The 26,263-nt window shown below is 49.4% G+C and carries 21 protein-coding genes, 7 tRNA genes and 3 rRNA genes; 30 read left to right on the top strand and 1 reads right to left on the bottom strand.

Features of this window, described 5'->3' with window-relative positions; translation table 11 throughout:
- The first annotated feature begins 49 nt into the window (after positions 1 to 49).
- The 21 genes from BBI11_RS00805 (at position 50) to BBI11_RS00905 (ending at position 13,931) form a co-directional block, all read left to right on the top strand.
- A complete protein-coding gene (locus BBI11_RS00805) occupies positions 50 to 898 on the top strand; it encodes an energy-coupling factor ABC transporter ATP-binding protein (protein ID WP_068459720.1) in 849 nt (282 codons plus the stop codon).
- Positions 874 to 1,746, top strand: coding sequence for an energy-coupling factor ABC transporter ATP-binding protein (locus BBI11_RS00810; RefSeq protein WP_068459723.1), 873 nt, complete (start codon positions 874 to 876; stop codon positions 1,744 to 1,746). The genes BBI11_RS00805 and BBI11_RS00810 overlap by 25 nt, the downstream gene beginning before the upstream one ends.
- On the top strand, positions 1,743 to 2,540 hold the full coding sequence (locus tag BBI11_RS00815) for an energy-coupling factor transporter transmembrane component T family protein (RefSeq protein ID WP_068459725.1): 798 nt from the start codon (positions 1,743 to 1,745) through the stop codon (positions 2,538 to 2,540). The genes BBI11_RS00810 and BBI11_RS00815 overlap by 4 nt, the downstream gene beginning before the upstream one ends.
- 61 nt (positions 2,541 to 2,601) lie before the next feature.
- The gene (gene truA / locus BBI11_RS00820) at positions 2,602 to 3,339 is read left to right on the top strand and encodes a tRNA pseudouridine(38-40) synthase TruA (RefSeq protein ID WP_068459727.1); all 738 of its coding nucleotides are present in this window, start codon (positions 2,602 to 2,604) and stop codon (positions 3,337 to 3,339) included.
- A 217-nt stretch (positions 3,340 to 3,556) separates the two neighbouring features.
- On the top strand, positions 3,557 to 3,994 hold the full coding sequence (gene rplM / locus BBI11_RS00825; RefSeq protein WP_058382136.1) for a 50S ribosomal protein L13: 438 nt from the start codon (positions 3,557 to 3,559) through the stop codon (positions 3,992 to 3,994).
- 29 nt (positions 3,995 to 4,023) lie between these two features.
- Positions 4,024 to 4,416 carry a 30S ribosomal protein S9 gene (gene rpsI / locus BBI11_RS00830; RefSeq protein WP_058382135.1) on the top strand — a complete coding sequence of 131 codons (393 nt, stop codon included), beginning with the start codon at positions 4,024 to 4,026 and terminating at the stop codon, positions 4,414 to 4,416.
- A gap of 123 nt (positions 4,417 to 4,539) precedes the next feature.
- Positions 4,540 to 4,884, top strand: coding sequence for a helix-turn-helix transcriptional regulator (locus BBI11_RS00835; protein WP_068459729.1), 345 nt, complete (start codon positions 4,540 to 4,542; stop codon positions 4,882 to 4,884).
- Between the two features lie 38 nt (positions 4,885 to 4,922).
- Complete coding sequence (locus BBI11_RS00840) at positions 4,923 to 5,411, top strand: AraC family transcriptional regulator (RefSeq protein ID WP_068459731.1); 489 nt, start codon at positions 4,923 to 4,925, stop codon at positions 5,409 to 5,411.
- Between the two features lie 150 nt (positions 5,412 to 5,561).
- Entirely contained in the window at positions 5,562 to 6,002 is a 441-nt protein-coding gene (locus BBI11_RS00845; protein WP_068459733.1) for a VOC family protein, read from the top strand.
- A 90-nt stretch (positions 6,003 to 6,092) separates the two neighbouring features.
- The gene (locus BBI11_RS00850; RefSeq protein WP_068459735.1) at positions 6,093 to 7,166 is read left to right on the top strand and encodes an Mrp/NBP35 family ATP-binding protein; all 1,074 of its coding nucleotides are present in this window, start codon (positions 6,093 to 6,095) and stop codon (positions 7,164 to 7,166) included.
- A gap of 145 nt (positions 7,167 to 7,311) precedes the next feature.
- On the top strand, positions 7,312 to 7,992 hold the full coding sequence (locus BBI11_RS00855; protein WP_068459737.1) for a KinB-signaling pathway activation protein: 681 nt from the start codon (positions 7,312 to 7,314) through the stop codon (positions 7,990 to 7,992).
- Between the two features lie 375 nt (positions 7,993 to 8,367).
- Positions 8,368 to 9,918, top strand: a 16S ribosomal RNA gene (locus BBI11_RS00860).
- Positions 9,919 to 10,108: 190 nt separating this feature from the next.
- A 23S ribosomal RNA gene (locus BBI11_RS00865) occupies positions 10,109 to 13,041 on the top strand.
- A gap of 65 nt (positions 13,042 to 13,106) precedes the next feature.
- A 5S ribosomal RNA gene (gene rrf / locus BBI11_RS00870) occupies positions 13,107 to 13,222 on the top strand.
- Together the 16S, 23S and 5S rRNA genes with 7 tRNA genes alongside form the textbook arrangement of a ribosomal RNA operon.
- 42 nt (positions 13,223 to 13,264) lie before the next feature.
- Positions 13,265 to 13,337, top strand: a tRNA-Thr gene (locus BBI11_RS00875).
- 56 nt (positions 13,338 to 13,393) lie between these two features.
- Positions 13,394 to 13,468, top strand: a tRNA-Glu gene (locus BBI11_RS00880).
- 5 nt (positions 13,469 to 13,473) lie between these two features.
- A tRNA-Val gene (locus BBI11_RS00885) sits at positions 13,474 to 13,549 on the top strand.
- Positions 13,550 to 13,579: 30 nt separating this feature from the next.
- Positions 13,580 to 13,663: transfer RNA gene (locus BBI11_RS00890), tRNA-Tyr, on the top strand.
- Between the two features lie 13 nt (positions 13,664 to 13,676).
- Positions 13,677 to 13,751: transfer RNA gene (locus BBI11_RS00895), tRNA-Gln, on the top strand.
- 11 nt (positions 13,752 to 13,762) lie between these two features.
- Positions 13,763 to 13,835 (top strand) — tRNA-Lys (locus BBI11_RS00900).
- Between the two features lie 23 nt (positions 13,836 to 13,858).
- Positions 13,859 to 13,931: transfer RNA gene (locus BBI11_RS00905), tRNA-Ala, on the top strand.
- 62 nt (positions 13,932 to 13,993) lie between these two features.
- On the opposite strand, the gene BBI11_RS00910 is transcribed toward BBI11_RS00905, so the two are convergent.
- On the bottom strand, positions 13,994 to 15,073 hold the full coding sequence (locus tag BBI11_RS00910) for a citrate synthase/methylcitrate synthase (protein WP_068459739.1): 1,080 nt from the start codon (positions 15,071 to 15,073) through the stop codon (positions 13,994 to 13,996).
- 103 nt (positions 15,074 to 15,176) lie between these two features.
- Between BBI11_RS00910 and BBI11_RS00915 the strand changes: the two genes are divergently transcribed.
- The 9 genes from BBI11_RS00915 (at position 15,177) to glmS (ending at position 26,109) form a co-directional block, all read left to right on the top strand.
- Positions 15,177 to 16,058: a LysR family transcriptional regulator gene (locus tag BBI11_RS00915; RefSeq protein ID WP_068459741.1), complete on the top strand. Its 882-nt coding sequence runs from the start codon at positions 15,177 to 15,179 to the stop codon at positions 16,056 to 16,058.
- Positions 16,059 to 16,128: 70 nt separating this feature from the next.
- A complete protein-coding gene (locus BBI11_RS00920) occupies positions 16,129 to 16,695 on the top strand; it encodes a GNAT family N-acetyltransferase (RefSeq protein ID WP_068459743.1) in 567 nt (188 codons plus the stop codon).
- Between the two features lie 67 nt (positions 16,696 to 16,762).
- Positions 16,763 to 17,671, top strand: a complete 909-nt coding sequence (rocF, locus tag BBI11_RS00925; RefSeq protein WP_068459745.1) for an arginase — start codon at positions 16,763 to 16,765, stop codon at positions 17,669 to 17,671.
- A gap of 271 nt (positions 17,672 to 17,942) precedes the next feature.
- Positions 17,943 to 18,506, top strand: a complete 564-nt coding sequence (gene sigW / locus BBI11_RS00930) for an RNA polymerase sigma factor SigW (RefSeq protein ID WP_068459747.1) — start codon at positions 17,943 to 17,945, stop codon at positions 18,504 to 18,506.
- A 12-nt stretch (positions 18,507 to 18,518) separates the two neighbouring features.
- Positions 18,519 to 19,154: a zf-HC2 domain-containing protein gene (locus BBI11_RS00935; protein ID WP_068459749.1), complete on the top strand. Its 636-nt coding sequence runs from the start codon at positions 18,519 to 18,521 to the stop codon at positions 19,152 to 19,154.
- A 291-nt stretch (positions 19,155 to 19,445) separates the two neighbouring features.
- Positions 19,446 to 20,282, top strand: coding sequence for a diadenylate cyclase CdaA (gene cdaA, locus BBI11_RS00940; RefSeq protein ID WP_068465506.1), 837 nt, complete (start codon positions 19,446 to 19,448; stop codon positions 20,280 to 20,282).
- Positions 20,275 to 21,279 carry a CdaR family protein gene (locus BBI11_RS00945; RefSeq protein WP_068459751.1) on the top strand — a complete coding sequence of 335 codons (1,005 nt, stop codon included), beginning with the start codon at positions 20,275 to 20,277 and terminating at the stop codon, positions 21,277 to 21,279. Before cdaA ends, BBI11_RS00945 begins: the two co-directional genes overlap by 8 nt.
- A 70-nt stretch (positions 21,280 to 21,349) precedes the next feature.
- Positions 21,350 to 22,699, top strand: a complete 1,350-nt coding sequence (glmM, locus tag BBI11_RS00950) for a phosphoglucosamine mutase (RefSeq protein ID WP_068459753.1) — start codon at positions 21,350 to 21,352, stop codon at positions 22,697 to 22,699.
- Between the two features lie 1,607 nt (positions 22,700 to 24,306).
- Positions 24,307 to 26,109, top strand: a complete 1,803-nt coding sequence (gene glmS / locus BBI11_RS00955; protein WP_068459756.1) for a glutamine--fructose-6-phosphate transaminase (isomerizing) — start codon at positions 24,307 to 24,309, stop codon at positions 26,107 to 26,109.
- The last annotated feature ends 154 nt before the right edge of the window (positions 26,110 to 26,263 follow it).

Raw genomic sequence — 26,263 nt, forward strand, 5'->3', positions numbered from 1 at the left:
CGTGGATACACCGAGTAGAGTAGAGAGAGTTTAGAGGAGGCATCGACATATGAACGGAAGTATTTTGTCATTCGACCAAGTGACATTCACCTATATGCCAGAAGACGAATCGGTCAAACCGGCTGTCTCGAATCTGTCATTCTCCATAAAAGAAGGAGAATGGGTCGCGCTGGTCGGCCATAACGGCTCCGGCAAATCGACCATCGCCAAACTGATGAACGGCCTATTGTTCCCCCAGCAAGGCACCGTCCAGGCGATGGGGCTCGACATGTCTGAAGAAAGCTTATGGGACATTCGCTCGCAAATGGGGATGGTGTTCCAGAATCCGGACAATCAATTTGTCGGAGCAACCGTACAAGATGATGTGGCGTTCGCTTTAGAGAATAATGGCATTCCCCATGATGAAATGGTCGTTCGTGTCCGTGAATCTTTGCAGCAAGTCAAGATGGAAGAGTATCTTGACCACGAACCGCACCACTTATCCGGCGGGCAAAAGCAGCGCGTGGCGATTGCTGGGGCACTGGCTTTACGGCCGCGCTTGTTAATCTTGGATGAAGCGACGTCGATGCTCGACCCTCAAGGCCGCCGGGAAGTGATCGAGACGATCCGTGAATTGCGGGAAGCGACAGGCTTAACGGTCCTATCAATCACCCACGATCTAGAAGAAGCAGCGCTCGCTGACCGGATCCTGGTGATGAATAAAGGGCAGAAGCAAATGGAAGGTACGCCCGATAGCGTGTTTTCCGCAGGCGATGAGTTGACGGAAATGGGACTCGATTTACCGTTTGCGATGCGCATGGCCGGTTTATTGCAGCAAGCCGGGGTGCCGGTGACCGGCGAATCAATGACAGAACATGAGCTGGTGGAGGAATTATGGACATATTACTCAAGCAAGTAGGATATAGTTATGCGGCCAATACGCCTTTTGAAAAACGGGCGCTGACGGATGTCACGCTGCGCATTCCGACGGGTTCTTATACAGCGATTATTGGACACACCGGTTCGGGGAAATCGACTGTGCTGCAGCATTTAAATGCGTTATTGCAGCCGACAGAAGGCACTGTGCTGATTGGCGACCGGAAAATCGAAGCGGGCACGAAAGCGAAGAACTTGCGGGACGTGCGGAAAAAAGTCGGCATCGTTTTTCAGTTCCCGGAACAGCAGCTATTCGACGAAACGGTGTTGAAAGACATCATGTTCGGCCCGCTTAATTTCGGTGTGCCGGAAGAGGAAGCGCGCCGGCGGGCAATTGCATTGGTCGAACAGCTGGGGCTTCCGGAAGACGTGCTGGAGAAATCGCCGTTTGATTTATCCGGGGGGCAAATGCGGCGTGTCGCCATTGCAGGCGTGTTGGCGATGGAGCCGGACGTCCTAGTGCTGGATGAACCGACGGCAGGACTTGACCCACGCGGGCGACGGGAAATCATGGATTTGTTTTACCGTCTGCACAAAGACAAGGGATTGACGACTGTGCTCGTCACCCACAGCATGGAAGACGCTGCGCGCTATGCAGACACCGTCGCGATCATGCACGGCGGTAAATGTGTTGCGACAGGCGGTGTGCGCGAGGTTTTCGCTAATGAAGAGCAGCTCGGCGATTACCGTTTGGAACCACCGCGCACCGTACGCATGCAGCGGGAGTTTGAAGAAAAAACCGGCATAATACTCCATGAGCTGGCCTTGACCGAAGAGGCATTGGCATACGCCATTTCTCAGGCACTCCAGGAAGGGCGTGGGTTGAAATGATGGAGAAAATGATTTTCGGCCGTTTTATCCCGGGCGATTCGCTTGTTCACCGCTTGGACCCAAGAGCCAAAATCCTATTTGTGTTTTTATTTATCGCAATCGTTTTTATCGCGAATAATGCTATTACGTACGCGGTTTTGCTTGGATTTACTTTGCTTTCGGTGTTTTTATCGAAAATACGCCTGTATTTCTTGATTAACGGCTTGAAACCCGTATTCATTTTAATGGCCTTTACGTTTTTCCTGCATTTATTCTTTACCCAAGGCGGCAATCTGCTCGTTAGTATTGGGTTTGTGGATATTTACGAGGAAGGGCTGCGGCAAGGGATTTTCATCTCGATCCGTTTCCTGGTGTTGGTGTTTATGACGAGCATCCTGACCTTGACGACTTCGCCGATTTCGATTACAGATGGCATTGAAGTGTTGCTTGGGCCATTTAAGCGCGTCAAATTGCCGGTGCACGAATTGGCGTTAATGATGTCTATTTCACTTCGCTTCATTCCAACTTTGATGGACGAAACCGGAAAAATTCTTAAAGCGCAAATGGCACGCGGCTCGGATATCGGTTCTGGTCCCATTAAAGAACGCATCAAAGCGGTCGTGCCACTATTAATCCCGTTGTTTGTCAGTGCTTTCAAACGGGCGGAAGATTTAGCGACCGCTATGGAAGTAAGAGGCTACCGCGGGGGAGAAGGACGCACACGCTACCGTCAGCTGAACTGGCGTTTGATAGACACACTGAGCCTGTTGCTGCTCGTCGGATTTGCCGGATTGCTTTGGTATTTCCGAAGTTAACTAAAATGCGATGAGTTGTTGAGGCGCGAATGATGAAAGTTGCAGCAAAAGGAGAGACCTCATGAAACGAATGAAAGCGACAATAGCGTATGACGGCAGCGGATTTGCGGGATACCAGATCCAATTGAAAACCCGCACCGTTCAATTGGAGCTCTTGCGCGCGTTAAAAGAATTGCATAAAGGTGAGCCGGTCGAAGTGGTAGCGAGTGGCCGGACGGATTCTGGGGTGCATGCCACGGGGCAAGTGATCCATTTCGATACGCCGTTTACCATGCCGAAAGACTCCTGGGTGCGTGCACTCAATGTCCGCTTGCCACAAGACATCCAAGTCTATGATGTCGAGCAAGCAGATGCGGAATTTCATGCCCGTTACCATGCTAAAGGCAAGATTTACCGTTATAAATGGAATCGCAGCAAGCTCATCAATCCGTTCAGCCGCAACCATCTTGTCCACGTGCCACAGGAAATCGATGTATCGCGTATGGAAAAAGCGGCAGTAGCTTTTATCGGCACGCATGATTTTTCCAGTTTTTGCGCCGCAAATACCAATGTGGTCGACAAAGTGAGAACGATCTGGCGAATCGATTTTGAAGAACATGGCGAGGAATTGCATATGGTCATCGAAGGATCCGGTTTTCTCTATAATATGGTACGCATCATTGCCGGCACTTTATTGGAAGTGGGATTGAATAGAAGAGAGCCCGAAGAACTGGCCGCCATCATCGCTGCTTGTGACCGCGACGCTGCAGGCAAAACCGCCGCAGCACACGGCTTGTACTTGGAAAAAGTGCATTACTGAAGGTGAAGCAACTTTTCCTGGTGTTTTTCTAAATATCCTTGACTTAAAATGAAATCCGTTATATGATGATGTATGGTATTTTCATTACCCCCACGATATGCCCCGGAAGGTTATTTGTGTTAAGGGATAAGGAAAACACGGAACAACGGAACCAACATGGAACACTTGGAACTGAATTCTAAAAAAAATGAGACGATTCATTAGGAGGACAATATACATGCGTACAACATTCATGGCTAAAGGTCACGAAGTCGAGCGTAAATGGTTGGTTGTCGATGCAGAAGGGCAAACTCTTGGACGTTTGGCTTCTGAAGTCGCTTCAATCTTGCGCGGGAAATACAAACCAACATTCACACCGAACGTCGACACTGGCGATCACGTCATCATCATCAATGCTGACAAAATCCACTTGACTGGTAAAAAACTTACCGACAAAATCTACTACCGCCACACGCAATACACAGGCGGACTTAAGCAGCGCACAGCACTTGAAATGCGCACGAAATACCCAACAAAAATGCTTGAACTAGCAATCAAAGGCATGCTTCCAAAGAACTCTTTGGGCCGCCAAACATTCAAGAAATTGCATGTATACGCTGGACCAGAGCACAACCACCAAGCACAACAGCCTGAAGCTTACACGCTTCGCGGATAATAATCAGTAAATAAGAGGAGGATACACCTTTGGCACAAGTTCAATATATCGGTACAGGTCGCCGTAAAAACTCAACAGCTCGCGTACGTTTGGTACCAGGAGATGGTACGATCACAATCAACAACCGTGACGTATCTGACTACGTTCCATACGAAACGCTTGAGCAAATCATCAAACAACCACTAGTAACTACTGAAACTCTTGGTAGCTACGATGTATTGGTTAACGTAAAAGGCGGCGGGTTCACTGGACAAGCCGGCGCAATCCGTCACGGAATTGCACGCGCTCTACTTACAGTAGATCCAGAATTCCGCGGAGCACTTAAATCTGCAGGATTCCTAACACGTGACCCACGTATGAAAGAACGTAAAAAATACGGTCTTAAAGCGGCACGTCGCGCACCTCAGTTCTCAAAACGTTAATTTTCACTTTCAAAAGCACTTTCCGGTTTTCCGGAAGGTGCTTTTTTATTGCCGTTTTTTACTGAGAAACTGAACGGTAGGCCCTTGCGTTATAATGATAAGAAAAATAGGCGGGTGTGCACAATGGATGACTATATCCGGCTGATAAACAAATCCGAAGACTATATCGAGAGAAATCTTAGCGAGAGAATTTCACTGGACGATTTGGCGCGCAATGCCAATTTATCCAAATACCACTTCCATCGCCTGTTCAGCAAGCATAACGAGGAAACCGTCAAACAGTTTATCACCAGAAACAAAATGGAGCGGTCTGGCATGCTTCTGATTGCCAGGGCCGACTTGACGATCACTGAAATTGCCTTCCGCTATGGCTATAACGATGCCAGCACGTATAGCAAAGCATTTAAGAAGCAAATGGGAATGTCCCCGGCAGCATTCAGAACAGCAAGAAACGACAAGCCGTTTTAAGCGTTTTTCGCTACACTAAGGTCAAAGGAGATGATCGTATGGAAAATCCCGTAATTACCGTGGAACAGTATGAAACGGAAGTCATCTACGTTCGCTTTAGAGGCTCCTATGTTGAGTTTAGAAAAAACAGCCGCAAGATGTTCAATGAACTTCTTCGCTACGCCGAGAAATACGCATTGATAAAAGAGGACTTCACAAAAGTCATGACGATCTATCACGACAACCCATTTATCACGGACGCTGCCAAGTTGCGCACGAGCATCGCCATGACCGTGCCGCCAAATGCCACCTTAATAGAAGAAGGCAAGATTAGTTCAATGAAAATGGCAGGGAAGTATGCCATCTTGCACTATGAGCTAAGCCTGGGTGAATACGAACAGGCATGGCAATATGCCTATTCAGACGAATTCCTCAAACAAGGCGGCTATACGCTTAGGGATGCAGTGCCGTTCGAGTTGTATGTGACCGAGCCGCCTAAAGGGTTCAAAGGAACAAGTAAGACCGACCTCTACATCCCCGTCGAATAAGTAATGAACCTCCCATAGAAAGCTAGGATTTGGATAAAACCTGTTTCCTAAGCAGTCTTTTGGTTGTTGAACAGTACTTTCCGGTTTTCCGGAAGGTACTTTTTTATGTAGTGGCGAAAGCTTATAGCAAACCGAAAAGGAGTGGGTGACATGAACCGCATTAATTTAATTTGCCTCGGCGTACAGGACATGGAAAGATCCGTGAAGTTCTACCGAGATGAACTGGGATTTCAAACCGATGAAACGAGCGATAATCCAGGTATTGTTTTCTTCAATAACTCCGGCACCAAATTGGAGTTATACCCTTTAGAAGAATTAGCGAAAGACATCGATGCCGAAAACCCGCCGGTAAAAAACGGATTTTCAGGCATTACTTTGGCGTATAACGCAAAATCACGAGATGAAGTAGACCAAGTCATGCAATTAGCCAAAAAAGCGGGAGCGAAAATCGTTAAAGAACCTGTCGATGTCTTTTGGGGAGGATACTCCGGTTATTTTCAAGACCCTGACGGCTACCACTGGGAAGTCGCATACGGGCCGGATTTCGAGTTCGATAGCCAGGATATGCTGGACTTGGGGCCGACGGAGTAAGTGCGACAAGGCGAAAAGCCGGAATGGATTTAAAAACGCTTTCACTATGTTATACTGGGCTGTAGCAAAAGCGATAAGGAGTGTAGTGAAATGTTAAGTGAAACACAAGTGCGAGAAGCGGTCGGAGCTTTAGAAGATCCGTTTTTACATAGAACCCTGTCGGAAACCAACGGCATCATCTCAGTGAAAATTAAAGAAGAGAAAAAATACGTCAGCGTCAAATTGGCCATCGCCAAAACGAACACGCCGGAGCAAATGCAGCTTCAAATGAAAGTGGTCGACGCCATCAAGGGAGTCGGCGCTGATTCTGTCGGCATTCGTTTTGAAGAATTGCCGCCGGAAGCATTGGCACAGTTCCGCGGAACCGCTAATGAGTCGGAAGCACAAGATCTCTTGTCTCCATTGAACAAAGTCGAATTCATTTCCATCGCCAGCGGCAAAGGCGGCGTCGGCAAATCGACCGTCTCTGTCAACTTGGCGATTGCACTTGCGCGTGCAGGGAAAAAAGTCGGCCTCGTTGATGCAGACATCTACGGCTTTAGTGTGCCGGACATGATGGGTATCGACAAAGCACCGGTTGTCCGCGGCGATACGATCATCCCGGTCGAGCGTTTCGGCGTCAAAGTTATTTCCATGGGCTTCTTTGTTGAAGACAATATGCCCGTCGTATGGCGTGGCCCGATGCTCGGGAAAGTTTTGGACCAATTCTTCCGCGACGTAGAGTGGGGAGACTTGGACTATCTTCTATTGGACTTGCCACCAGGCACAGGGGACGTAGCACTCGACATCCACCAAATGCTGCCGGCGTCCAAAGAGATCGTCGTCACCACACCGCATCCAACAGCGGCATTCGTCGCAGCCCGCGCAGGAGCGATGGCTCTCCAAACCAATCACGAAGTCTTGGGTGTTGTCGAGAACATGTCTTGGTTTGAAAGCCAAGGATCCGGCAAAAAAGAATACATCTTCGGCAAAGGCGGCGGGGCAAAACTCGCTGAAGAATTGCAATCGCCATTGCTCGGACAGATTCCGCTTGGACAGCCAGACTGGGATGAAAATGATTTCGCTCCATCTGTCTACGCAGAAGATCACCCAACCGGAAAGATTTATGGGGAGATTGCCCAACAAGTCCTCCAGCAATTCGCGAATAAAGAAAACAAACAGTAAGAGTGTGATCCGGAAACCGGCTTTCGGTTTCCGGATTTTCATTTGACCACAAAAGACTTTCAAGGTTTGTTCACAACTCCTCCTGCAGGTTGAGAGGTTTGTTGATACAATCGAGAGGAACTTTAAACTAACGGAGGCAATATACGTGACTATACGAAATTGGGTTAAATTTGCATTAACTGCATTATTAATAGGTGGGGGGATTACCGGACTCCTCGGAATTTTCATCCGCTGGAACGATGTCTTCTCAGAAGCTGCGCAAAATGGGCAGTGGGGAGAATTCATCGCAGGCTTTGTGTGGATGATCGTCGTCGGATTGACGATGAGCTTGATTGCGCAGATGGGCTTCTTTGCTTACCTGACCATCCATCAGTTCGGCCATAATATGTTCCGCTCGCTGCGGCTGTGGAATTGGGTCCAGCTATTGATCATCGCCATCGTGATCTTCGACTTGATTGTCTTCCGCTTTCTTCCGAATGTCGAAACAGGCGGCCAAGGATTCTTATACGGCGTGTTATTGTTCATTTTGCTAGCGGTGTCGCTCACAACGGCTTACTTCAAAGCAAAATGGACAGCGAAGTCAGCATTTATTTCAGCGCTGTTCTTTATGATTGTCGTCACAACCTTGGAATGGCTGCCAGCCTTAATGGTAAGAGCGGGCAATGTAGACAGCTGGGTGACCTTGCTGCTGTTCCCATTGCTTGCGGTAAATGCCTATCAACTTCTCGCCTTGCCGAAGTACAATGAGAAGTCTGAAGAAGACCGTGTGAAACTCGAAGCGCGCCGTGCTGCCAGAAAAGCGCAGGCAGCTGAGAACAAGAAATGATTTTTCAGAAAAGTTCCGCTTTCTGCCTTTAGGGCAGGGAGCGGATTTTTTTGTTTCCGCTAGGTTTTTCCAGAGTGTCGAGAAACGCTTTGCCTACGGGGTTTAGCAAGCCTTTCTCACGGATTTCAGCGAGCTGAAAAGTTCTTTTGAAAAAAGTTTCTTAAATCCGTTGACATATATTTAAACATGCTTTAATATAATAAAAGTCGTCAGGAACGGCAGCAAACATGAACCTTGAAAACTGAACAGCAAAACGTCAATAATACAGTCGCGAGCGATCGTGACACAACTTACTGATCAGCTTCGGCAGATCAAGCGAATCGCGCGTCTTTCGAGACGGCGATACGCCAGCAGTATTGAGCAATCAACTACTCTATAATGGAGAGTTTGATCCTGGCTCAGGACGAACGCTGGCGGCGTGCCTAATACATGCAAGTCGAGCGGAACCATTGGAGCTTGCTCCTTTGGTTTAGCGGCGGACGGGTGAGTAACACGTGGGCAACCTGCCCTGCAGATCGGGATAACTCCGGGAAACCGGTGCTAATACCGAATAGTTTGCGGCCTCTCATGAGGCTGTACGGAAAGACGGTTTCGGCTGTCACTGCAGGATGGGCCCGCGGCGCATTAGCTAGTTGGTGGGGTAATGGCCTACCAAGGCGACGATGCGTAGCCGACCTGAGAGGGTGATCGGCCACACTGGGACTGAGACACGGCCCAGACTCCTACGGGAGGCAGCAGTAGGGAATCTTCCGCAATGGACGAAAGTCTGACGGAGCAACGCCGCGTGAGTGAAGAAGGTTTTCGGATCGTAAAACTCTGTTGTGAGGGAAGAACAAGTACCAACTAACTATTGGTACCTTGACGGTACCTCACCAGAAAGCCACGGCTAACTACGTGCCAGCAGCCGCGGTAATACGTAGGTGGCAAGCGTTGTCCGGAATTATTGGGCGTAAAGCGCGCGCAGGCGGTCCTTTAAGTCTGATGTGAAAGCCCACGGCTCAACCGTGGAGGGTCATTGGAAACTGGGGGACTTGAGTGCAGAAGAGGAAAGTGGAATTCCACGTGTAGCGGTGAAATGCGTAGAGATGTGGAGGAACACCAGTGGCGAAGGCGACTTTCTGGTCTGTAACTGACGCTGAGGCGCGAAAGCGTGGGGAGCAAACAGGATTAGATACCCTGGTAGTCCACGCCGTAAACGATGAGTGCTAAGTGTTAGGGGGTTTCCGCCCCTTAGTGCTGCAGCTAACGCATTAAGCACTCCGCCTGGGGAGTACGGCCGCAAGGCTGAAACTCAAAGGAATTGACGGGGGCCCGCACAAGCGGTGGAGCATGTGGTTTAATTCGAAGCAACGCGAAGAACCTTACCAGGTCTTGACATCCCGCTGACCGCCTAGGAGACTAGGCTTTCCCTTCGGGGACAGCGGTGACAGGTGGTGCATGGTTGTCGTCAGCTCGTGTCGTGAGATGTTGGGTTAAGTCCCGCAACGAGCGCAACCCTTGATCTTAGTTGCCAGCATTCAGTTGGGCACTCTAAGGTGACTGCCGGTGACAAACCGGAGGAAGGTGGGGATGACGTCAAATCATCATGCCCCTTATGACCTGGGCTACACACGTGCTACAATGGACGGTACAAAGGGCTGCAAACCCGCGAGGGGGAGCCAATCCCAGAAAACCGTTCTCAGTTCGGATTGTAGGCTGCAACTCGCCTGCATGAAGCCGGAATCGCTAGTAATCGCGGATCAGCATGCCGCGGTGAATACGTTCCCGGGCCTTGTACACACCGCCCGTCACACCACGAGAGTTTGTAACACCCGAAGTCGGTGGGGTAACCCTTACGGGAGCCAGCCGCCGAAGGTGGGACAGATGATTGGGGTGAAGTCGTAACAAGGTAGCCGTATCGGAAGGTGCGGCTGGATCACCTCCTTTCTAAGGATAATATCGGAACCGATTTTTCGGAATCGGGTTGACGTTTTGCGTTCAGTTTTGAAGGTTCACTCCTTACGGAGCACTTTCAAACTTGTTCTTTGAAAACTGGATAGATCGACATTGATTAAGAAACAAGCATCATAGTAGCGTGATCGCAATTGCGATCAACTTATTTTTTTTGACCATCAGTGGTTAAGTTAATAAGGGCGCACGGTGGATGCCTTGGCACTAGGAGCCGAAGAAGGACGGCACTAACACCGATATGCCTCGGGGAGCTGTAAGTGAGCTGTGATCCGGGGATTTCCGAATGGGGAAACCCACTGTTCGTAATGGAGCAGTATCCATGTGTGAATTCATAGCACATGAGAAGGCAGACTCAGGGAACTGAAACATCTAAGTACCTGAAGGAAGAGAAAGCAAATGCGATTCCCCAAGTAGCGGCGAGCGAAACGGGATCAGCCCAAACCAGAAGGCTTGCCTTCTGGGGTTGTAGGACACTCTATACGGAGTTACAAAGGAACGGATTAAGCGAAGCGACCTGGAACGGTCCGCGAGACAGGGTAACAGCCCCGTAGCTGAAAGTTCGTTCTCTCCAGAGTGGATCCTGAGTACGGCGGAACACGAGAAATTCCGTCGGAATCCGGGAGGACCATCTCCCAAGGCTAAATACTCCCTAGTGACCGATAGTGAACCAGTACCGTGAGGGAAAGGTGAAAAGCACCCCGGAAGGGGAGTGAAATAGATCCTGAAACCGTGTGCCTACAAGTAGTTAGAGCCCGTTAATGGGTGATAGCGTGCCTTTTGTAGAATGAACCGGCGAGTTACGATTACATGCAAGGTTAAGGCCTATAAGCCGGAGCCGCAGCGAAAGCGAGTCTGAATAGGGCGAATGAGTATGTAGTTGTAGACCCGAAACCAGGTGATCTACCCATGTCCAGGGTGAAGGTAAGGTAACACTTACTGGAGGCCCGAACCCACGCACGTTGAAAAGTGCGGGGATGAGGTGTGGGTAGCGGAGAAATTCCAATCGAACCTGGAGATAGCTGGTTCTCTCCGAAATAGCTTTAGGGCTAGCCTCAAGAAGAGAATCCTGGAGGTAGAGCACTGTTTGGACTAGGGGCCCATCCCGGGTTACCGAATTCAGACAAACTCCGAATGCCAGTGATTTATACTTGGGAGTCAGACTGCGAGTGATAAGATCCGTAGTCAAGAGGGAAACAGCCCAGACCACCAGCTAAGGTCCCCAAATATCCGTTAAGTGGAAAAGGATGTGGCGTTGCTTAGACAACCAGGATGTTGGCTTAGAAGCAGCCATCATTTAAAGAGTGCGTAATAGCTCACTGGTCGAGTGACACTGCGCCGAAAATGTACCGGGGCTAAACGGATTACCGAAGCTGTGGATGGACATCGTAGATGTCCGTGGTAGGAGAGCGTTCTAAGGGCGTTGAAGTCAGACCGGAAGGACTGGTGGAGCGCTTAGAAGTGAGAATGCCGGTATGAGTAACGAAAGACGGGTGAGAATCCCGTCCACCGAATGCCTAAGGTTTCCTGAGGAAGGCTCGTCCGCTCAGGGTTAGTCGGGACCTAAGTCGAGGCCGATAGGCGTAGACGATGGACAACAGGTTGATATTCCTGTACCACCTCCCCGCCGTTTGAGTAATGGGGGGACGCAGAAGGATAGGGTGAGCGTGCCGTTGGTTGTGCACGTCCAAGTTGTGAGATGAGAAACGAGGCAAATCCCGTTTCTATATACATCAAGCAGTGATGGCAAGAGGTTTACCTCAGAGTCCCTGATTTCACACTGCCAAGAAAAGCCTCTAGCGAGGCGGGAGGTGCCCGTACCGCAAACCGACACAGGTAGGCGAGAAGAGAATTCTAAGGTGAGCGAGTGAACTCTCGTTAAGGAACTCGGCAAAATGACCCCGTAACTTCGGGAGAAGGGGTGCTCTGGTAGGGTGTTAAAGCCCGAGAGAGCCGCAGTGAATAGGCCCAGGCGACTGTTTAGCAAAAACACAGGTCTCTGCAAAACCGTAAGGTGACGTATAGGGGCTGACGCCTGCCCGGTGCTGGAAGGTTAAGGGGAGTGCTTAGCGCAAGCGAAGGTGCGAACCGAAGCCCCAGTAAACGGCGGCCGTAACTATAACGGTCCTAAGGTAGCGAAATTCCTTGTCGGGTAAGTTCCGACCCGCACGAAAGGCGTAACGATCTGGGCACTGTCTCAACGAGAGACTCGGTGAAATTATAGTACCTGTGAAGATGCAGGTTACCCGCGACAGGACGGAAAGACCCCGTGGAGCTTTACTGTAGCCTGATATTGAATTTTGGTGCAACTTGTACAGGATAGGTAGGAGCCAGAGAACCCGGAGCGCCAGCTTCGGGGGAGGCGTCGGTGGGATACTACCCTGGTTGTATTGAACTTCTAACCCACAAGCCTTAGCGGCTTGGGAGACAGTGTCAGGCGGGCAGTTTGACTGGGGCGGTCGCCTCCTAAAGAGTAACGGAGGCGCTCAAAGGTTCCCTCAGAATGGTTGGAAATCATTCGCAGAGTGTAAAGGCACAAGGGAGCTTGACTGCGAGACGGACAGGTCGAGCAGGGTCGAAAGACGGACTTAGTGATCCGGTGGTTCCGCATGGAAGGGCCATCGCTCAACGGATAAAAGCTACCCCGGGGATAACAGGCTTATCTCCCCCAAGAGTCCACATCGACGGGGAGGTTTGGCACCTCGATGTCGGCTCATCGCATCCTGGGGCTGTAGTCGGTCCCAAGGGTTGGGCTGTTCGCCCATTAAAGCGGTACGCGAGCTGGGTTCAGAACGTCGTGAGACAGTTCGGTCCCTATCCGTCGCGGGCGCAGGAAATTTGAGAGGAGCTGTCCTTAGTACGAGAGGACCGGGATGGACACACCGCTGGTGTACCAGTTGTTCTGCCAAGAGCATCGCTGGGTAGCTATGTGTGGCCGGGATAAGTGCTGAAAGCATCTAAGCACGAAGCCCCCCTCAAGATGAGATTTCCCATTGCGCAAGCAAGTAAGATCCCTCAGAGACGATGAGGTAGATAGGTTCGGGGTGGAAGCGTGGCGACACGTGCAGCTGACGAATACTAATCGATCGAGGACTTAACCAATAACTGAAATGCGTTTCCATAATCCAATGTCGATTTATCCAGTTTTGAGCGAACAAGCTCAAAAGTCCAGTGATGATGGCAAAGAGGCCACACCCGTTCCCATCCCGAACACGGAAGTTAAGCTCTTTTGCGCCGATGGTAGTTGGGGGTTTCCCCCTGTGAGAGTAGGACGTCGCTGGGCAATTATCTTTTTTTACTTTGTACCGAGATTTCCTTTTACCTTGCTTCCATAGCTCAGTAGGTAGAGTGCTTCCATGGTAAGGAAGAGGTCACCGGTTCGAGCCCGGTTGGAAGCTTTTGATTCTTTGAAGTTTCTTTACATCGGAAACTGTTTTCTTTATAATTTTTGTAAGGCCCCTTGGTCAAGCGGTTAAGACACCGCCCTTTCACGGCGGTAACACGGGTTCGAATCCCGTAGGGGTCACCATTCATGGAGGATTAGCTCAGCTGGGAGAGCATCTGCCTTACAAGCAGAGGGTCGGCGGTTCGATCCCGTCATCCTCCACCATGTATCCATTTCGGATGTTAATCGAATAGCGGTGGGGTAGCGAAGTGGCTAAACGCGGCGGACTGTAAATCCGCTCCTTCGGGTTCGGCAGTTCGAATCTGCCCCCCACCACCAGTTTTTATTACTTTGGGGTATAGCCAAGCGGTAAGGCAACGGGTTTTGATCCCGTCATGCCCTGGTTCGAATCCAGGTACCCCAGCCATTTTTTATTGCGAGCCATTAGCTCAGTTGGTAGAGCATCTGACTTTTAATCAGAGGGTCGAAGGTTCGAATCCTTCATGGCTCATTTATCTTTGCGCATTTTCGCGCGGGGCCTTAGCTCAGCTGGGAGAGCGCGACGCTGGCAGCGTCGAGGTCAGGGGTTCGAGCCCCCTAGGCTCCATTGTTCCATGTGCAATCCATGTGTAAAAATCCCGTATCCATTCAATTGGATACGGGATTTTTTTAGTTTCCAATATATTCGGATTGTGGCCGGAAAATCACGTTATCTTGCTGCTGTTCTATCGCGTGTGCGGTCCAGCCGACGATCCGTGCGATGCTGAAGGTTGGGGTAAAGAGCACAGGTGGCATTTGAATAGAGCGCATGATCGCAGCTGCATAAAATTCTACATTTGTGTAAAGGGCTCGTCCCGGTTTTTGCGCATTCAATAAGTGAGTGATTTCGGACTCTGCCAGGACAGCGAGGTTCAGCCACGCGTCTTTTTGCTGAAGCTGGTGGCATTTTTCGCGCAGCAGAAGCGCACGTGGATCTTCTGTACGGTATACGCGGTGGCCGAAGCCCATGATTTTTTCGCCTTGAGCCAGTTTTTGTTCGATGACGGCTTTGATCCTCTCAGGGCTTTGGATTTCGTCGAGTAGTTCCAGGACGCCAGACGGGGCACCTCCATGCAGGGGGCCTTTCATCGTACCGAGTGCGGAAACGATAGCGGCGCTCAAGTCGGATTCCGTGGAAATGGTGACACGGCTGGCGAAAGTGGAGGCATTCATGCCGTGTTCCATCGTTAAGTTCAGGTAGGTTTCCAAAGCTTCTGTTTGGGTGGGTGTTGGCATTTCGCCTTTGATCATCCATAAATAATTAGCGGTGTGGCTGAGATCGCTTCTAGGTGCGATGAATTCCTGACCGATGCTTTTCCGATACAGCAAAGCAGTCATAACGGGAAGGGCGGCTGTTAAAGCGTTGGCTTGCTGTTGGGACTCAAGTTCCTTGAATTCGGCGTGCTGATAGGCTGAGACCAGTGTTCGCATGCCATCCATTAAAGAGGTTTCTATCGGAAGCGTTTGTGCGATTGCGATGAGATAGTCCGGCAGTTGGCGATAGGATATTAAGTCCTGTGTCAGACTTGCAAGTTCTGCGCGGGATGCGTGATGGCCATGCCATAGAAAATAGGCGGTTTGTTCGAAACTTTTTCCTTCAGTTGCTTCATGAACCAATTGGCCACGATAACGAAGTTCTCCTTTATCTCCTTCAACAGAGGCAATGGCAGTTTGAACAGCGACGATGCCTTTCAAGCCTTTTTGAAACATGTGAATTCCTCCTTTTTTTCAAGTATAGATCGAAATCTTGATTATGAAAATTAAAGATTTATAATTAAAATAATTAAGAAAATTAATTGAAGGTGGAGTGACGATGGAGATGCAATGGCTAAGGACTTTTGCGGATGCGGCAGAAACCTTGAATTTCCGCAAGACTTCGGAACGTTTGATGTTGTCTCAGCCAAGTGTGACGGTACATATCCGTCAGTTGGAAGCGTATTTGGGAATCCGCTTATTTGATCGCATCAAAAATCGTGTGGTGCTGACCGAGGAAGGGCGCCATTTTAAGCAGCAGGCAGAAAAATTGGTGGAAATATTCGATGCCACCGTAGACGACATCCAGTCATTTGCCCAAGGTTACCGGCGAAAATGGACCATCGCTATTTCGCCGTTGATGGCGGAGACGGTGTTGCCGTATATTCTAAATTCGTTTACGAAAGCCCATCCGGATCTCGAACTGGTGATTCGTGTGGAGGAGTCGGAAGCGATCGAGGGCTTAGTGGAAAGCGGGGAAGTGGCTGCGGGTATATCCGCCTTAGTTCCAGTTAAGCGCGTCATCCTCCATGAAGTGGTCTATGAGGATCCTTTGATACTCATCATGCCAAGGGATGCGTATGACGACGAGCACGGACCGGTAGTTTCGGCCGAAGAGGCTTTGCGAAAACACTACATTTTTACGCATCATCACCCTGTGTTTTGGGAAGAGTTGTTGGTGAAACTACGCGTGCAGCTCCCGGGAATTCGGACGATGACGGTGACGCAAGCCCACATCGCGAAGCGCTTTATCCAAGAAGGGCTCGGTGTGTCGTTTTTGCCGAGGTCAATGGTGCGCCGTGAGTTAATTGAAGGGCGGCTGATGGAAGTTCGATTTGACTTGTTTCCATTGCCTACTGTGGCGACGTATTTCCTGGCGCGCAGCATGGGTGAGCTGGAAAAGGATTTTTTGAGCCGCATTCAATCGGTGTATTTTCAATGAAATAAAGTGGCGGTGCCATGATAGTAAACGGAGGATTTGCTGGTATACTGCCTATAAGGAGGGGATGGATATGTATATTGAACAGCGCAATATTCGGCTTCGTTTGCTGAAACGTGAGGATTTTGAGGCATTATGGACGCTTTATACACCGGATATCTTTGAATACATGCTGACGAAAGTAGAGCGTTTTGAAGATTTGGAGGCGTGGCTATCGACTGGCATGAACCAATCCAATGTGCTGGTATTTGCCGTGGAGCTGCCGGAAAGTGGCGAGATTGTTGGCACAACCCGCCTTTATGCCATTGACGATACGAACAGAAGCTGCGAAATCGGCGCAACTTTTTACAGTGAAAAAGCACAGCGCACTCATGTCAATACGGCCGTCAAACATGCGCTGCTAGGCTATTGTTTCGAAGAGCGGGAGATGATTCGCGTCCAGTTCAAAACCGATGCTGACAATATCCGTTCCCAACAATCGATCGAACGTATTGGAGCGGTCAAAGAAGGGCATTTGCGCAACGAACGGATTCGCTCGACAGGTCAACCGAGAGATGCCATTGTCTATTCCATTATCGACCGGGAATGGCCAGATGTGAAAAAAGCCCTGGAAGAAAAAATGAATAAATATTCGGAATAATGTTGAGTTGAGCCAAGGTGAGCTCAGAGGGTACAATGAATGTATCTTACTGAGGGGGTATAAAATAATGAATAAATTAAATGTTTCTATTATAGGTGTACCAATGGATCACGGACAAATGCGCCGCGGCGTCGACATGGGGCCAAGCGCCATTCGTTACGCAGGTGTTGTGGACCGTATCGAAAATCTCGGACATGCGGTAAATGATGAAGGCGATATTCACATTCGCAAAGCGGATGGTAAAGTAGACGAAAACACGAATTTGCGCAATATGGACGTTATTACTGAAGCGACCGAAACATTAGGAGAAGCCGTTTCAGGGGTAGCGAAAGCCGGCAATTTCCCACTAGTTTTGGGTGGCGACCATAGTATCGCGATTGGCACACTTGCCGGTATTTCTGAGCATTACGAGAATTTGGGCGTTATTTGGTACGATGCGCACGCGGACATGAACACGAGCGAAACTTCGCCATCGGGTAATATCCACGGCATGCCGCTTGCTGCAAGCTTTGGCCATGGCCATGAGAAATTGACAAAAATCCGTGGCTATTCACCAAAAGTGAAGCCAGAGAACATCGTCATCATCGGCGCACGTTCTGTCGATCCGGGCGAGCGCGAATTGATTAAAGAGCACGGCATCAAAGTATTCAGCATGCACGAAATCGACAAAATGGGCATGGACCACGTTATGCAAGAGTCGATCCGCTATTTGCGTGAAGAGCGCAAAACAGATGGCGTTCACTTGTCGCTTGACCTCGATGGCATCGATCCGATGTATACACCGGGTGTCGGTACGCCGGTTCCAGGCGGTATTAGCTACCGTGAAAGCCATTTGGCGATGGAAATGCTGTTTGATGCAGGATTGATCACGTCGGCAGAATTTGTCGAAGTCAACCCGATTCTGGATGAGAAGAACCGCACAGCTGATGTGGCGGTCGCATTGATCGGCTCGTTGCTTGGCGAAAAATTGGTATAAGAACGATAAAGCTGTCCGGAATTTCCGGGCAGCTTTTTTTAATGGGAATGGCTGTATAAGACATTAGTGACAAGGAGGTAGGACTGATGGGCAAAGCGATGCCAAAATAGTGTCAATGACATAATAAACTGACGAATTCATTGAAAGAACTGGAAATTGGCTGGTTTTTTCTGGGGATGGTTTGATAGGATAGAAGAAGAGAAAAAAATGAAACCTTTTCAGTACTGGACCGTATATAAAAGACAGCCGCATGGCGGAGGGAAATGAGATCATGGATGCGTTAGTAAATAAACGAATAAAGCGAGTCATGAAGGGCGACCAAGACGCATTTGCCGAAATCGTGGAGCTGTATCAACATCAGTTGTTCCAGATTTGCTACCGCATGCTTGGCAACCGGCATGAAGCAGAAGATATTGCACAGGAAGCATTTACGCGGGCTTATGTGAACATACACACGTTTGACCAGAATCGTAAATTTTCCACATGGCTTTACCGCATCGCCACCAATTTGTGCATTGACCGGATTCGTAAGAAAAAACCGGATTACCATTTGGATGCGGAAGTAAGAGGCACGGAAGGTTTGAATATGTATTCGAAGATTGCCAATGAAGAAGAGCTTCCGGAAGAAGAATTAATGCGGATGGAAGTTCAGGAGCGGGTGCAGTACGAAATAAGCCGCTTGCCGGATAAGTACCGGGCAGCGATTGTGTTAAAATATATCGAGGAATTGCCGCTGGCTGAAATCAGCGAAATCCTTGATTTGCCGCTTGGCACGGTGAAAACGCGGATACACCGCGGGCGCGAAGCACTTCGCAAGCAATTGAGCAATTTGTAGGAGGCGAGCATAATGAATGCGTGTCCGGAAAAAGTTATTCGCATGATGGACGATTACCTAGACGGGGAAATCAGCCCATCTGAAGAAAAAGAACTGAAAGATTCCTTGCAGAACTGCAGCGACTGCAGACAAATATATCAAGAACTGACGAGAACCATCGCGTTTGTCCAAAGCGCGTCTCATGTCCAGGCACCGCCAGATTTTGTCCAAAAGACGATGGCTGGCTTGCCAAAAGAATCCCAGCGCGTCGGCGTAAAACGCTTTATGCGCCATCACCCGCTGATGATCGCAGCTGCCCTTTTCGTCTTATTGATGAGCGCGGCGATGATGTCGAGCTTTAGCGACGACCAACAATTTGCCTTTACCAAACAGGAGAACCTGGTTGTAGAAGGCGAAACGGTGGTAGTCCCAGCAGGACAAACAGTTGTCGGGGACATAACGATCCGCAACGGCGATTTGCGCGTCGACGGGGAACTTGAAGGCGACGTGACGATCGTCAATGGCCAGTATATGGCATCAAGTGGTGTCATCGACGGCGAAATCGAAGAAATCGACCAAGTCTTCGAGTGGCTCTGGTATACCATCAAAGGAACATTCAATGACGCCGTCAGCTTTTTTGGCGGCAATGACCAACCAATAGACGAGTAAAGCCCATCCATTCACTGGATGGGTTTTTTCAGTATAATCCGCTATGAATTATAGATTGGAATACCTTTTCGACATTTAGAATCAATGACCTATCTCAGTATTTAGAGAAGTGTTCGCTCGATTCCCGCCCGCGGAGTCGTGCGATAAGCTTCGGAAAATATCACTTCCAAACTTTCACTACAAGATGCTATAGCCCATCCATTCACTGGATGGGCTTTTTGCATGGGGGCAGATGTCTCGGGATATGATATACTGAATCTATATGTACATGGAGAAAAGCGAGGGTTGCAGATGCCTTTTTTGGAAAACTTCACTGACCAGACACCGCTTCAGATGTTCGGAAATCTTATCGACATCTTATTGGTCTGGTTCGTTATTTACAAACTTATTACTGTCATCAAGGGAACGAAGGCTGTCCAATTATTAAAAGGAATCTTCTTTATCATCATCGCGCGTCTTGTGACCCAGGCGCTCAACCTGGAAACACTCGGCTGGATCATGCAGCAAGTGCTCGAATGGGGCTTTCTTGCCATCATCATTATCTTCCAGCCGGAACTGAGACGCGCGCTCGAACAGCTTGGGCGCGGGAAATTGTTCTCGAGCAGTACGCTCAACGAAGAATCTGAGCGCAACCGCCTGATTGAAGCGATGAGCAAATCGGTCAGCTATATGGCGAAGCGCCGCATCGGGGCACTTGTGTCGATCGAGCGTGAAACCGGGCTCAGCGAATACATAGAGACAGGTATTCCGATGAATTCAGACATCACCTCTGAGTTGATGATCAATTTATTCATTCCGAACACGCCGTTGCATGACGGAGCGGTCATCGTCCAGAAGAACCGCATTGCGGCGGCTGCCTGCTATTTGCCGCTGTCGGAGAGCCCGTTCATTTCGAAGGAGCTTGGAACGCGTCACCGCGCAGCACTCGGCATCAGTGAAGTGACGGATGCCATCACGATTGTCGTGTCGGAAGAGACCGGCGCGATCAGTTTGACGGCGAATGGCGATTTGCATCGCAATTTGTCACTCGAGGATTTTGAAGTGAAGCTTCGCCGCATTTGGTTCGGTGCCGAACAGCAGCAGGCGACAAGTTCTTGGTGGAATTGGAGGGGGAAAAAGAATGGATAAGATGATGGACAATCCGTGGTTTCTTCGGATTATGGCATTGTTCCTTGCCTTTCTGCTCTTCTTTTCCGTCCAGACGGAAAACACCACGACCACGACCGAAACCGGTAGAGTGTCGGAAATGATCGAAGATGTGGAACTGCAAGTGTATTATGATGAAAGCTTGATGGTCAGCGGCGTGCCGGATACGGTCGATTTGTATTTGAGTGGCCCGGCGAGTATCATTCAAACGACACGCCAGCTCGATGACTATACGCTGTTCATCGATTTGCGCAGTTTGCCGCTCGGTGAGCATCAAGTACCCATCCAAACAGAAAATATATCAGAGCAATTGAGCGCCCGCGTGGACCCGGCATTTGTGAATGTCGTGCTTGAGGAGCGGGTGTCGCAGGAATTTGATATCGATGCTGAGATGAACGAGCGCTTACTGGCGGAAGGCTTTTTACTGGAAGGCTTGACTGTGGAACCGGATACCGTAACGGTGACGGGCCCGCAAAGTGTCATTAATGCGATTAGCTTTGTCAAAGCGACCGTAACAGGTGACCCGGAAATCAAAGAGTCTTTTACAGCTGAAGCCCGCGTGCGCGTTTTGGCAGAGGACTTAACGAAACTCGATAATGTTACGATCGAGCCGGAATCCGTGGCGGTCGACGTCACGGTGGAAGAATACAGCCGCGAATTGCCGGTGCGCATTGAATCGACCGGTGAACCACAGACGGGAGTCACCATTAATTCATGGACGCCATCAAGTGAACAAGTGCGGGTTTTCGGCCCGCGCAGCGTGCTCGATGCCATGGATGAGTACGTCATTGAAGTGGAAGCAAACAGTGTCACGGCCTCTGATACGTCCGTGACGGTTGAATTGCCGATTCCATCAGGCGCATCGGGAGTTTCCCCAGGCGAGATGCAAATAAAGGCGAATGTTTCAGTGGATGAATCACTCCTCGTTCCGGAAGAATTGGAAAATCCGGAAATTGCGGATAGCAATAAGGAAGAATAAAATAGCTAAAAATGTAAAATTAGGTTAATATAAACAAATCATAATATAAGTGATTGAAGGAGCGAAAAGCATGGGAAAATATTTTGGGACCGACGGTGTACGAGGGGTGGCCAATAGCGAATTGACGCCGGAACTGGCTTTTAAACTCGGGCGCTTTGGCGGCTACGTCTTAACAAAAAGCTCTAAGGAAAAACCGAAAGTGCTCGTAGGGCGAGATACACGAATTTCCGGGGAAATGCTTGAAAACGCATTGGCTGCTGGCTTATTGTCAGTTGGTGCGGAAGTCATGCGTCTCGGCGTCATCAGCACTCCAGGGGTGTCCTATTTGACACGCGTCATGAGCGCAGAAGCAGGCGTCATGATCTCTGCTTCCCATAACCCGGTCGCAGATAACGGCATTAAATTCTTCGGTTCGGACGGCTTTAAATTGTCGGACGACCAGGAAGCGGAAATTGAAGCCTTGCTTGATGCGGAAACAGACGACCTGCCGCGTCCAACAGGCGGAGATCTCGGCAGCATCACGGAATATTTCGAAGGCGGTCAAAAATACATCCAGTATTTGAAGCAAACTGTGGACGAAGAGTTCGACGGCATCCACGTGGCGCTTGACTGCGCACATGGTGCGACATCAACGCTTGCGACACACGTATTTGCCGATTTGGATGCAGACATCAGCTCGATGGGTGCATCGCCAAACGGTTTGAACATTAACGAAGGCGTCGGATCGACGCATCCGGAAGCACTCGCGAAGCTGGTGTTGGAGAAAGGCGCCGATGTCGGACTTGCCTTTGATGGCGATGGCGACCGGTTGATCGCAGTGGACGAAAAAGGAACAATCGTCGATGGCGACCAGATCATGTATATTTGCGCGAAGCATTTGAAGTCGGAAGGCCGCTTGAAACAGGATACGGTCGTTTCAACGATCATGAGCAATATGGGCTTCTACAAAGCACTTGAAGAACATAGCATGAAGAGCGTGAAGACCGCTGTCGGCGACCGTTACGTTGTAGAAGAAATGAAGAAAAATGAGTATAATTTGGGCGGCGAACAGTCGGGCCATATCATTTTCCTTGATTACAACACAACAGGCGACGGCTTGCTATCAGGCCTTCAATTGGTGAACATCATGAAAATCACCGGCAAGAAATTGTCTGAGCTGGCGAATGAAATGACGATTTTCCCGCAAAAATTAGTGAACATCCGCGTGACGGATAAACACGGCGTGACCGATAACGCGCTTGTGGCGGAGAAAATTGCAGAAGTGGAACGCGACATGGACGGCGACGGCCGTGTGCTCGTGCGCCCTTCCGGAACTGAGCCATTGGTGCGCGTCATGGTCGAAGCGCCTTCTGCAGAAGCGTGCGAAGAGTACGTGGAGCGGATCGCAGCGGTCGTACGCGAAGAAATGGGTATGAAATAAATAAGCTAAAGGCCGGAGCGGATGCTCTGGCCTTTTTTTGTGGGCAAAGTAGAAGGAAGATTACGCTCCAGGGAGGACGCTTTAGGCCCGCAGGAGGCGGGTCATGCAGCCGATGCGACAGGACGTCGCGTTATCGGCTGCCCGGAGTCGCCATCCTTCGCTCCATGCCTAGATGTAGAGTGGAAATGAAATCGAGATGAGATATAGCAAATGCTTGTGCTGGAGATTGCGCTACAAGGGGCACGCTTGCCGAGGGGCGGGTGTTGAGCCAACGTGCATTCGCACGTTTGTCTCGCCAGCCCGCGCGGTCCCTCCGGCGTCGGCCCCTTTTCGCTCCATCTCTAAGTGTAGTGTGGAAATCAAATTCAACTGTCATTGAAATTAACAGGAATAGTTTTAGACAGTTTTGTAATCGCATAAAAATTAGCTAGTTAACCGTCTTTTCCACTATCAACTCTAGCTAGGTCTCTTCTTACAGATGAAATAATCAACGGCCATAACGCCAGACTCCCACATCCCACTAAGCATCGATCACCAGTGGATGCAAGAAAAAGAAACTGAAGCTCAGTCGCTCAAAGCAATCAATGAAATCTAAAAGCCGAACCGCACACACGGGCGAGCCGAAGCAATGAGACAAGCGTTCTTCTTGGCTCATTGTGGGAGGCATGCCCAAAGCGGGAGGCGTCTTCTTGCAGATGAAACAATCAACGGCCATAACGCCAGACTCCCACATCCCACTAGGCATCGACAACCAGTGGATGTGACAAAAAGAAGTTGAAGCTCAGTCGCTCAAAGTGACCAATGAAATCTAAAAGCCGCTAAAAGCCGCTAAAAGCCGAATCGTGCATAAACCCGTGCTCAACTTTCGCTTTGCTCAAGCGTCGCAAATGAATCGGCTCAACTCCCTTTCGCCCATTCATTGGCTCATTGCGAGAGGCATGCCCAAAGCGGAAGGCGACTACTTCACGATGAAAAGATCAATTAAAAGCTCTTCTCACTCACTTGTCCAACTCAACCTATGAGATTTTATTCGCAGAAACCTTTATAGGATTTTCTCGTCCTTTCAAGAGGCAGTGCCGTCAAAAGTTTATCAAGGAGTTCAAAAAGATAGGTTAAGGGAGTTCGATAAGAATTCTTTTTAACATTACGGTTGCAGGCAATTATGCTTGTCCTCATAGCTTTTGCTAAATGCTGGGTGTTGGATGACGGTAAAAAAATTAGAAAACATGAGGAGCATTAAACCAACTGCTGGAAGACAACTGTGCGGAATGTCCTAATAATGACTTTGCGTTGATTGACGGAATGATACACAACGGTTATGATAGGTGAGTCGGTTTACTGTCGATGCAAAAGGGGGATAGAGGTAAGTGCCAAGGAAACCAATTATAGCGCCTGTACTGAAGAAATGGGACGGACCAGTCAATCTTCAGTAGACGAGGAGGAGGAGTATCGAGATTTCGGCGGATACCTCCCGGCCGCGAAGCCCGGTCGTTATGTGCATGCTTAAAACAGTCGAGTGATCGATTGGACAACCAGCTTGCACGGGCTCACAACAAGCGTTTGCGAACGCTTATTTTGACATTTAACTAATTGGAGGAATATACATTATGTGTGGAATTGTTGGATATATCGGAGAACAGGATTCAAAAGAGATTTTATTGAAAGGCTTGGAGCGTTTGGAATACCGCGGATACGATTCAGCGGGAATTGCTGTGCGCAACGGCGAAGGCATTAAAGTGTTTAAAGAAAAAGGCCGCATTGCGGATCTACGCGGAGTCGTAGAAGACGATGTAACGGGGAACACGGGAATCGGCCACACACGCTGGGCGACACACGGCAAACCGAGCAAAGTTAACGCTCACCCGCACCAAAACACTTCAGACCGTTTCACGATCGTTCACAACGGCGTCATCGAGAACTATCACCACATCCAGCGCGATCATTTGGAAGGCGTGGAAATGGAGTCTGATACAGACACGGAAATCATCGTGCAATTAATCGGCAAATTTGTCGAAGAAGGCATGACAACTCAAGAAGCATTCAGCAAAGCCTTGAAATTGATGAAAGGCTCGTACGCGATTGCGTTGCTTGATGCAGAAGAAGAGCAGACGATTTATGTTGCGAAAAACAAGAGCCCTCTATTGGTCGGCCTTGGTGAAAACTTCAACGTAGTGGCATCTGATGCAATGGCGATGTTGCAAGTGACGGACCAGTTTGTTGAATTGATGGACAAAGAAGTTGTTATCGTCAAAAAAGAAAGCGTGCAAATCTTGACGCTCGACGGCGAAGAAGTGGCACGCGATCCGTTCACAGCTGAAATCGACATGAGCGATATCGATAAAGGTACGTACCCTCACTATATGCTAAAAGAAATCGATGAGCAGCCTGCGGTTATGCGTAAAATCATCCAAGCTTACCAAGACGAGAACGATCAATTGACGATCGACTCGAACATCTTGGATGCGTTGGAAAAAGCGGACCGTTTGTACATCATCGCAGCGGGTACAAGCTACCACGCTGGATTGATCGGCAAGGAATACTTGGAGAAAATGGCGGGCATCCCAGTAGAAGTGCACGTAGCGAGCGAATTTGGCTACAACATGCCACTTCTTTCTGAAAATCCGTTGTTCATCTTCATTTCCCAGTCTGGCGAAACAGCCGACAGCCGCCAAGTATTGGTACGCATCAAAGAAATGGGCCATCCATCATTAACGGTGACGAACGTGGCAGGCTCTACATTGTCTCGCGAAGCGGACCATACTTTGTTATTGCATGCAGGGCCTGAAATTGCGGTCGCATCTACGAAAGCCTACACGGCACAAATCGCTGTGTTATCGATTTTGTCAGCTGTAACAGCTGAACGCCGCGGACGCAGCCTTGATTTTGATCTAGTTCAAGAAATGGGCATCGTGGCAAACGCAGTGCAGGCGCAAGTTGACATGAAAGAAGAGCTCGAGAAAATCGCAGCGGATTACCTTTCAACGACACGCAATTGCTTCTTTATCGGCCGTTTGATGGATTATTTCGTCGGTCTTGAAGGCGCATTGAAACTCAAAGAAATCTCGTACATCCAGGCAGAAGGTTTTGCTGGCGGAGAACTCAAGCACGGCACGATCGCATTGATCGAAGAAGGCACACCGGTCATCGCACTTGCGACTCAGGAATCCGTTAACTTGAACATCCGCGGCAACGTCAAAGAAGTGGCGGCACGCGGCGCGAACACGTGCATCATTTCCATGGAAGGCTTGAACGAAGAAGGCGACAGCCACGTTCTTCCGAAAGTCCATGAATTGTTGACACCGCTTGTATCCGTCATTCCGCTTCAGTTGATTAGCTATTACGCTGCTCTTCACCGCGATTGTGACGTCGATAAGCCACGTAACTTGGCAAAATCCGTAACAGTTGAATAATGAATGTTCAAAATCCCGCATCCGTGCGGGATTTTTTTATTTCCCGGGAAATATATCTTTATATCAAATTTGGAATTTTCTATCTATTATTTGTAATTACTTGTACTTTCTCCTATGATGAAAGAACATCACGTTGCGCGCATCAGTGACACGG

It is taken from the genome of Planococcus maritimus, from assembly GCF_001687625.2.
GTDB lineage: Bacteria > Bacillota > Bacilli > Bacillales_A > Planococcaceae > Planococcus > Planococcus maritimus.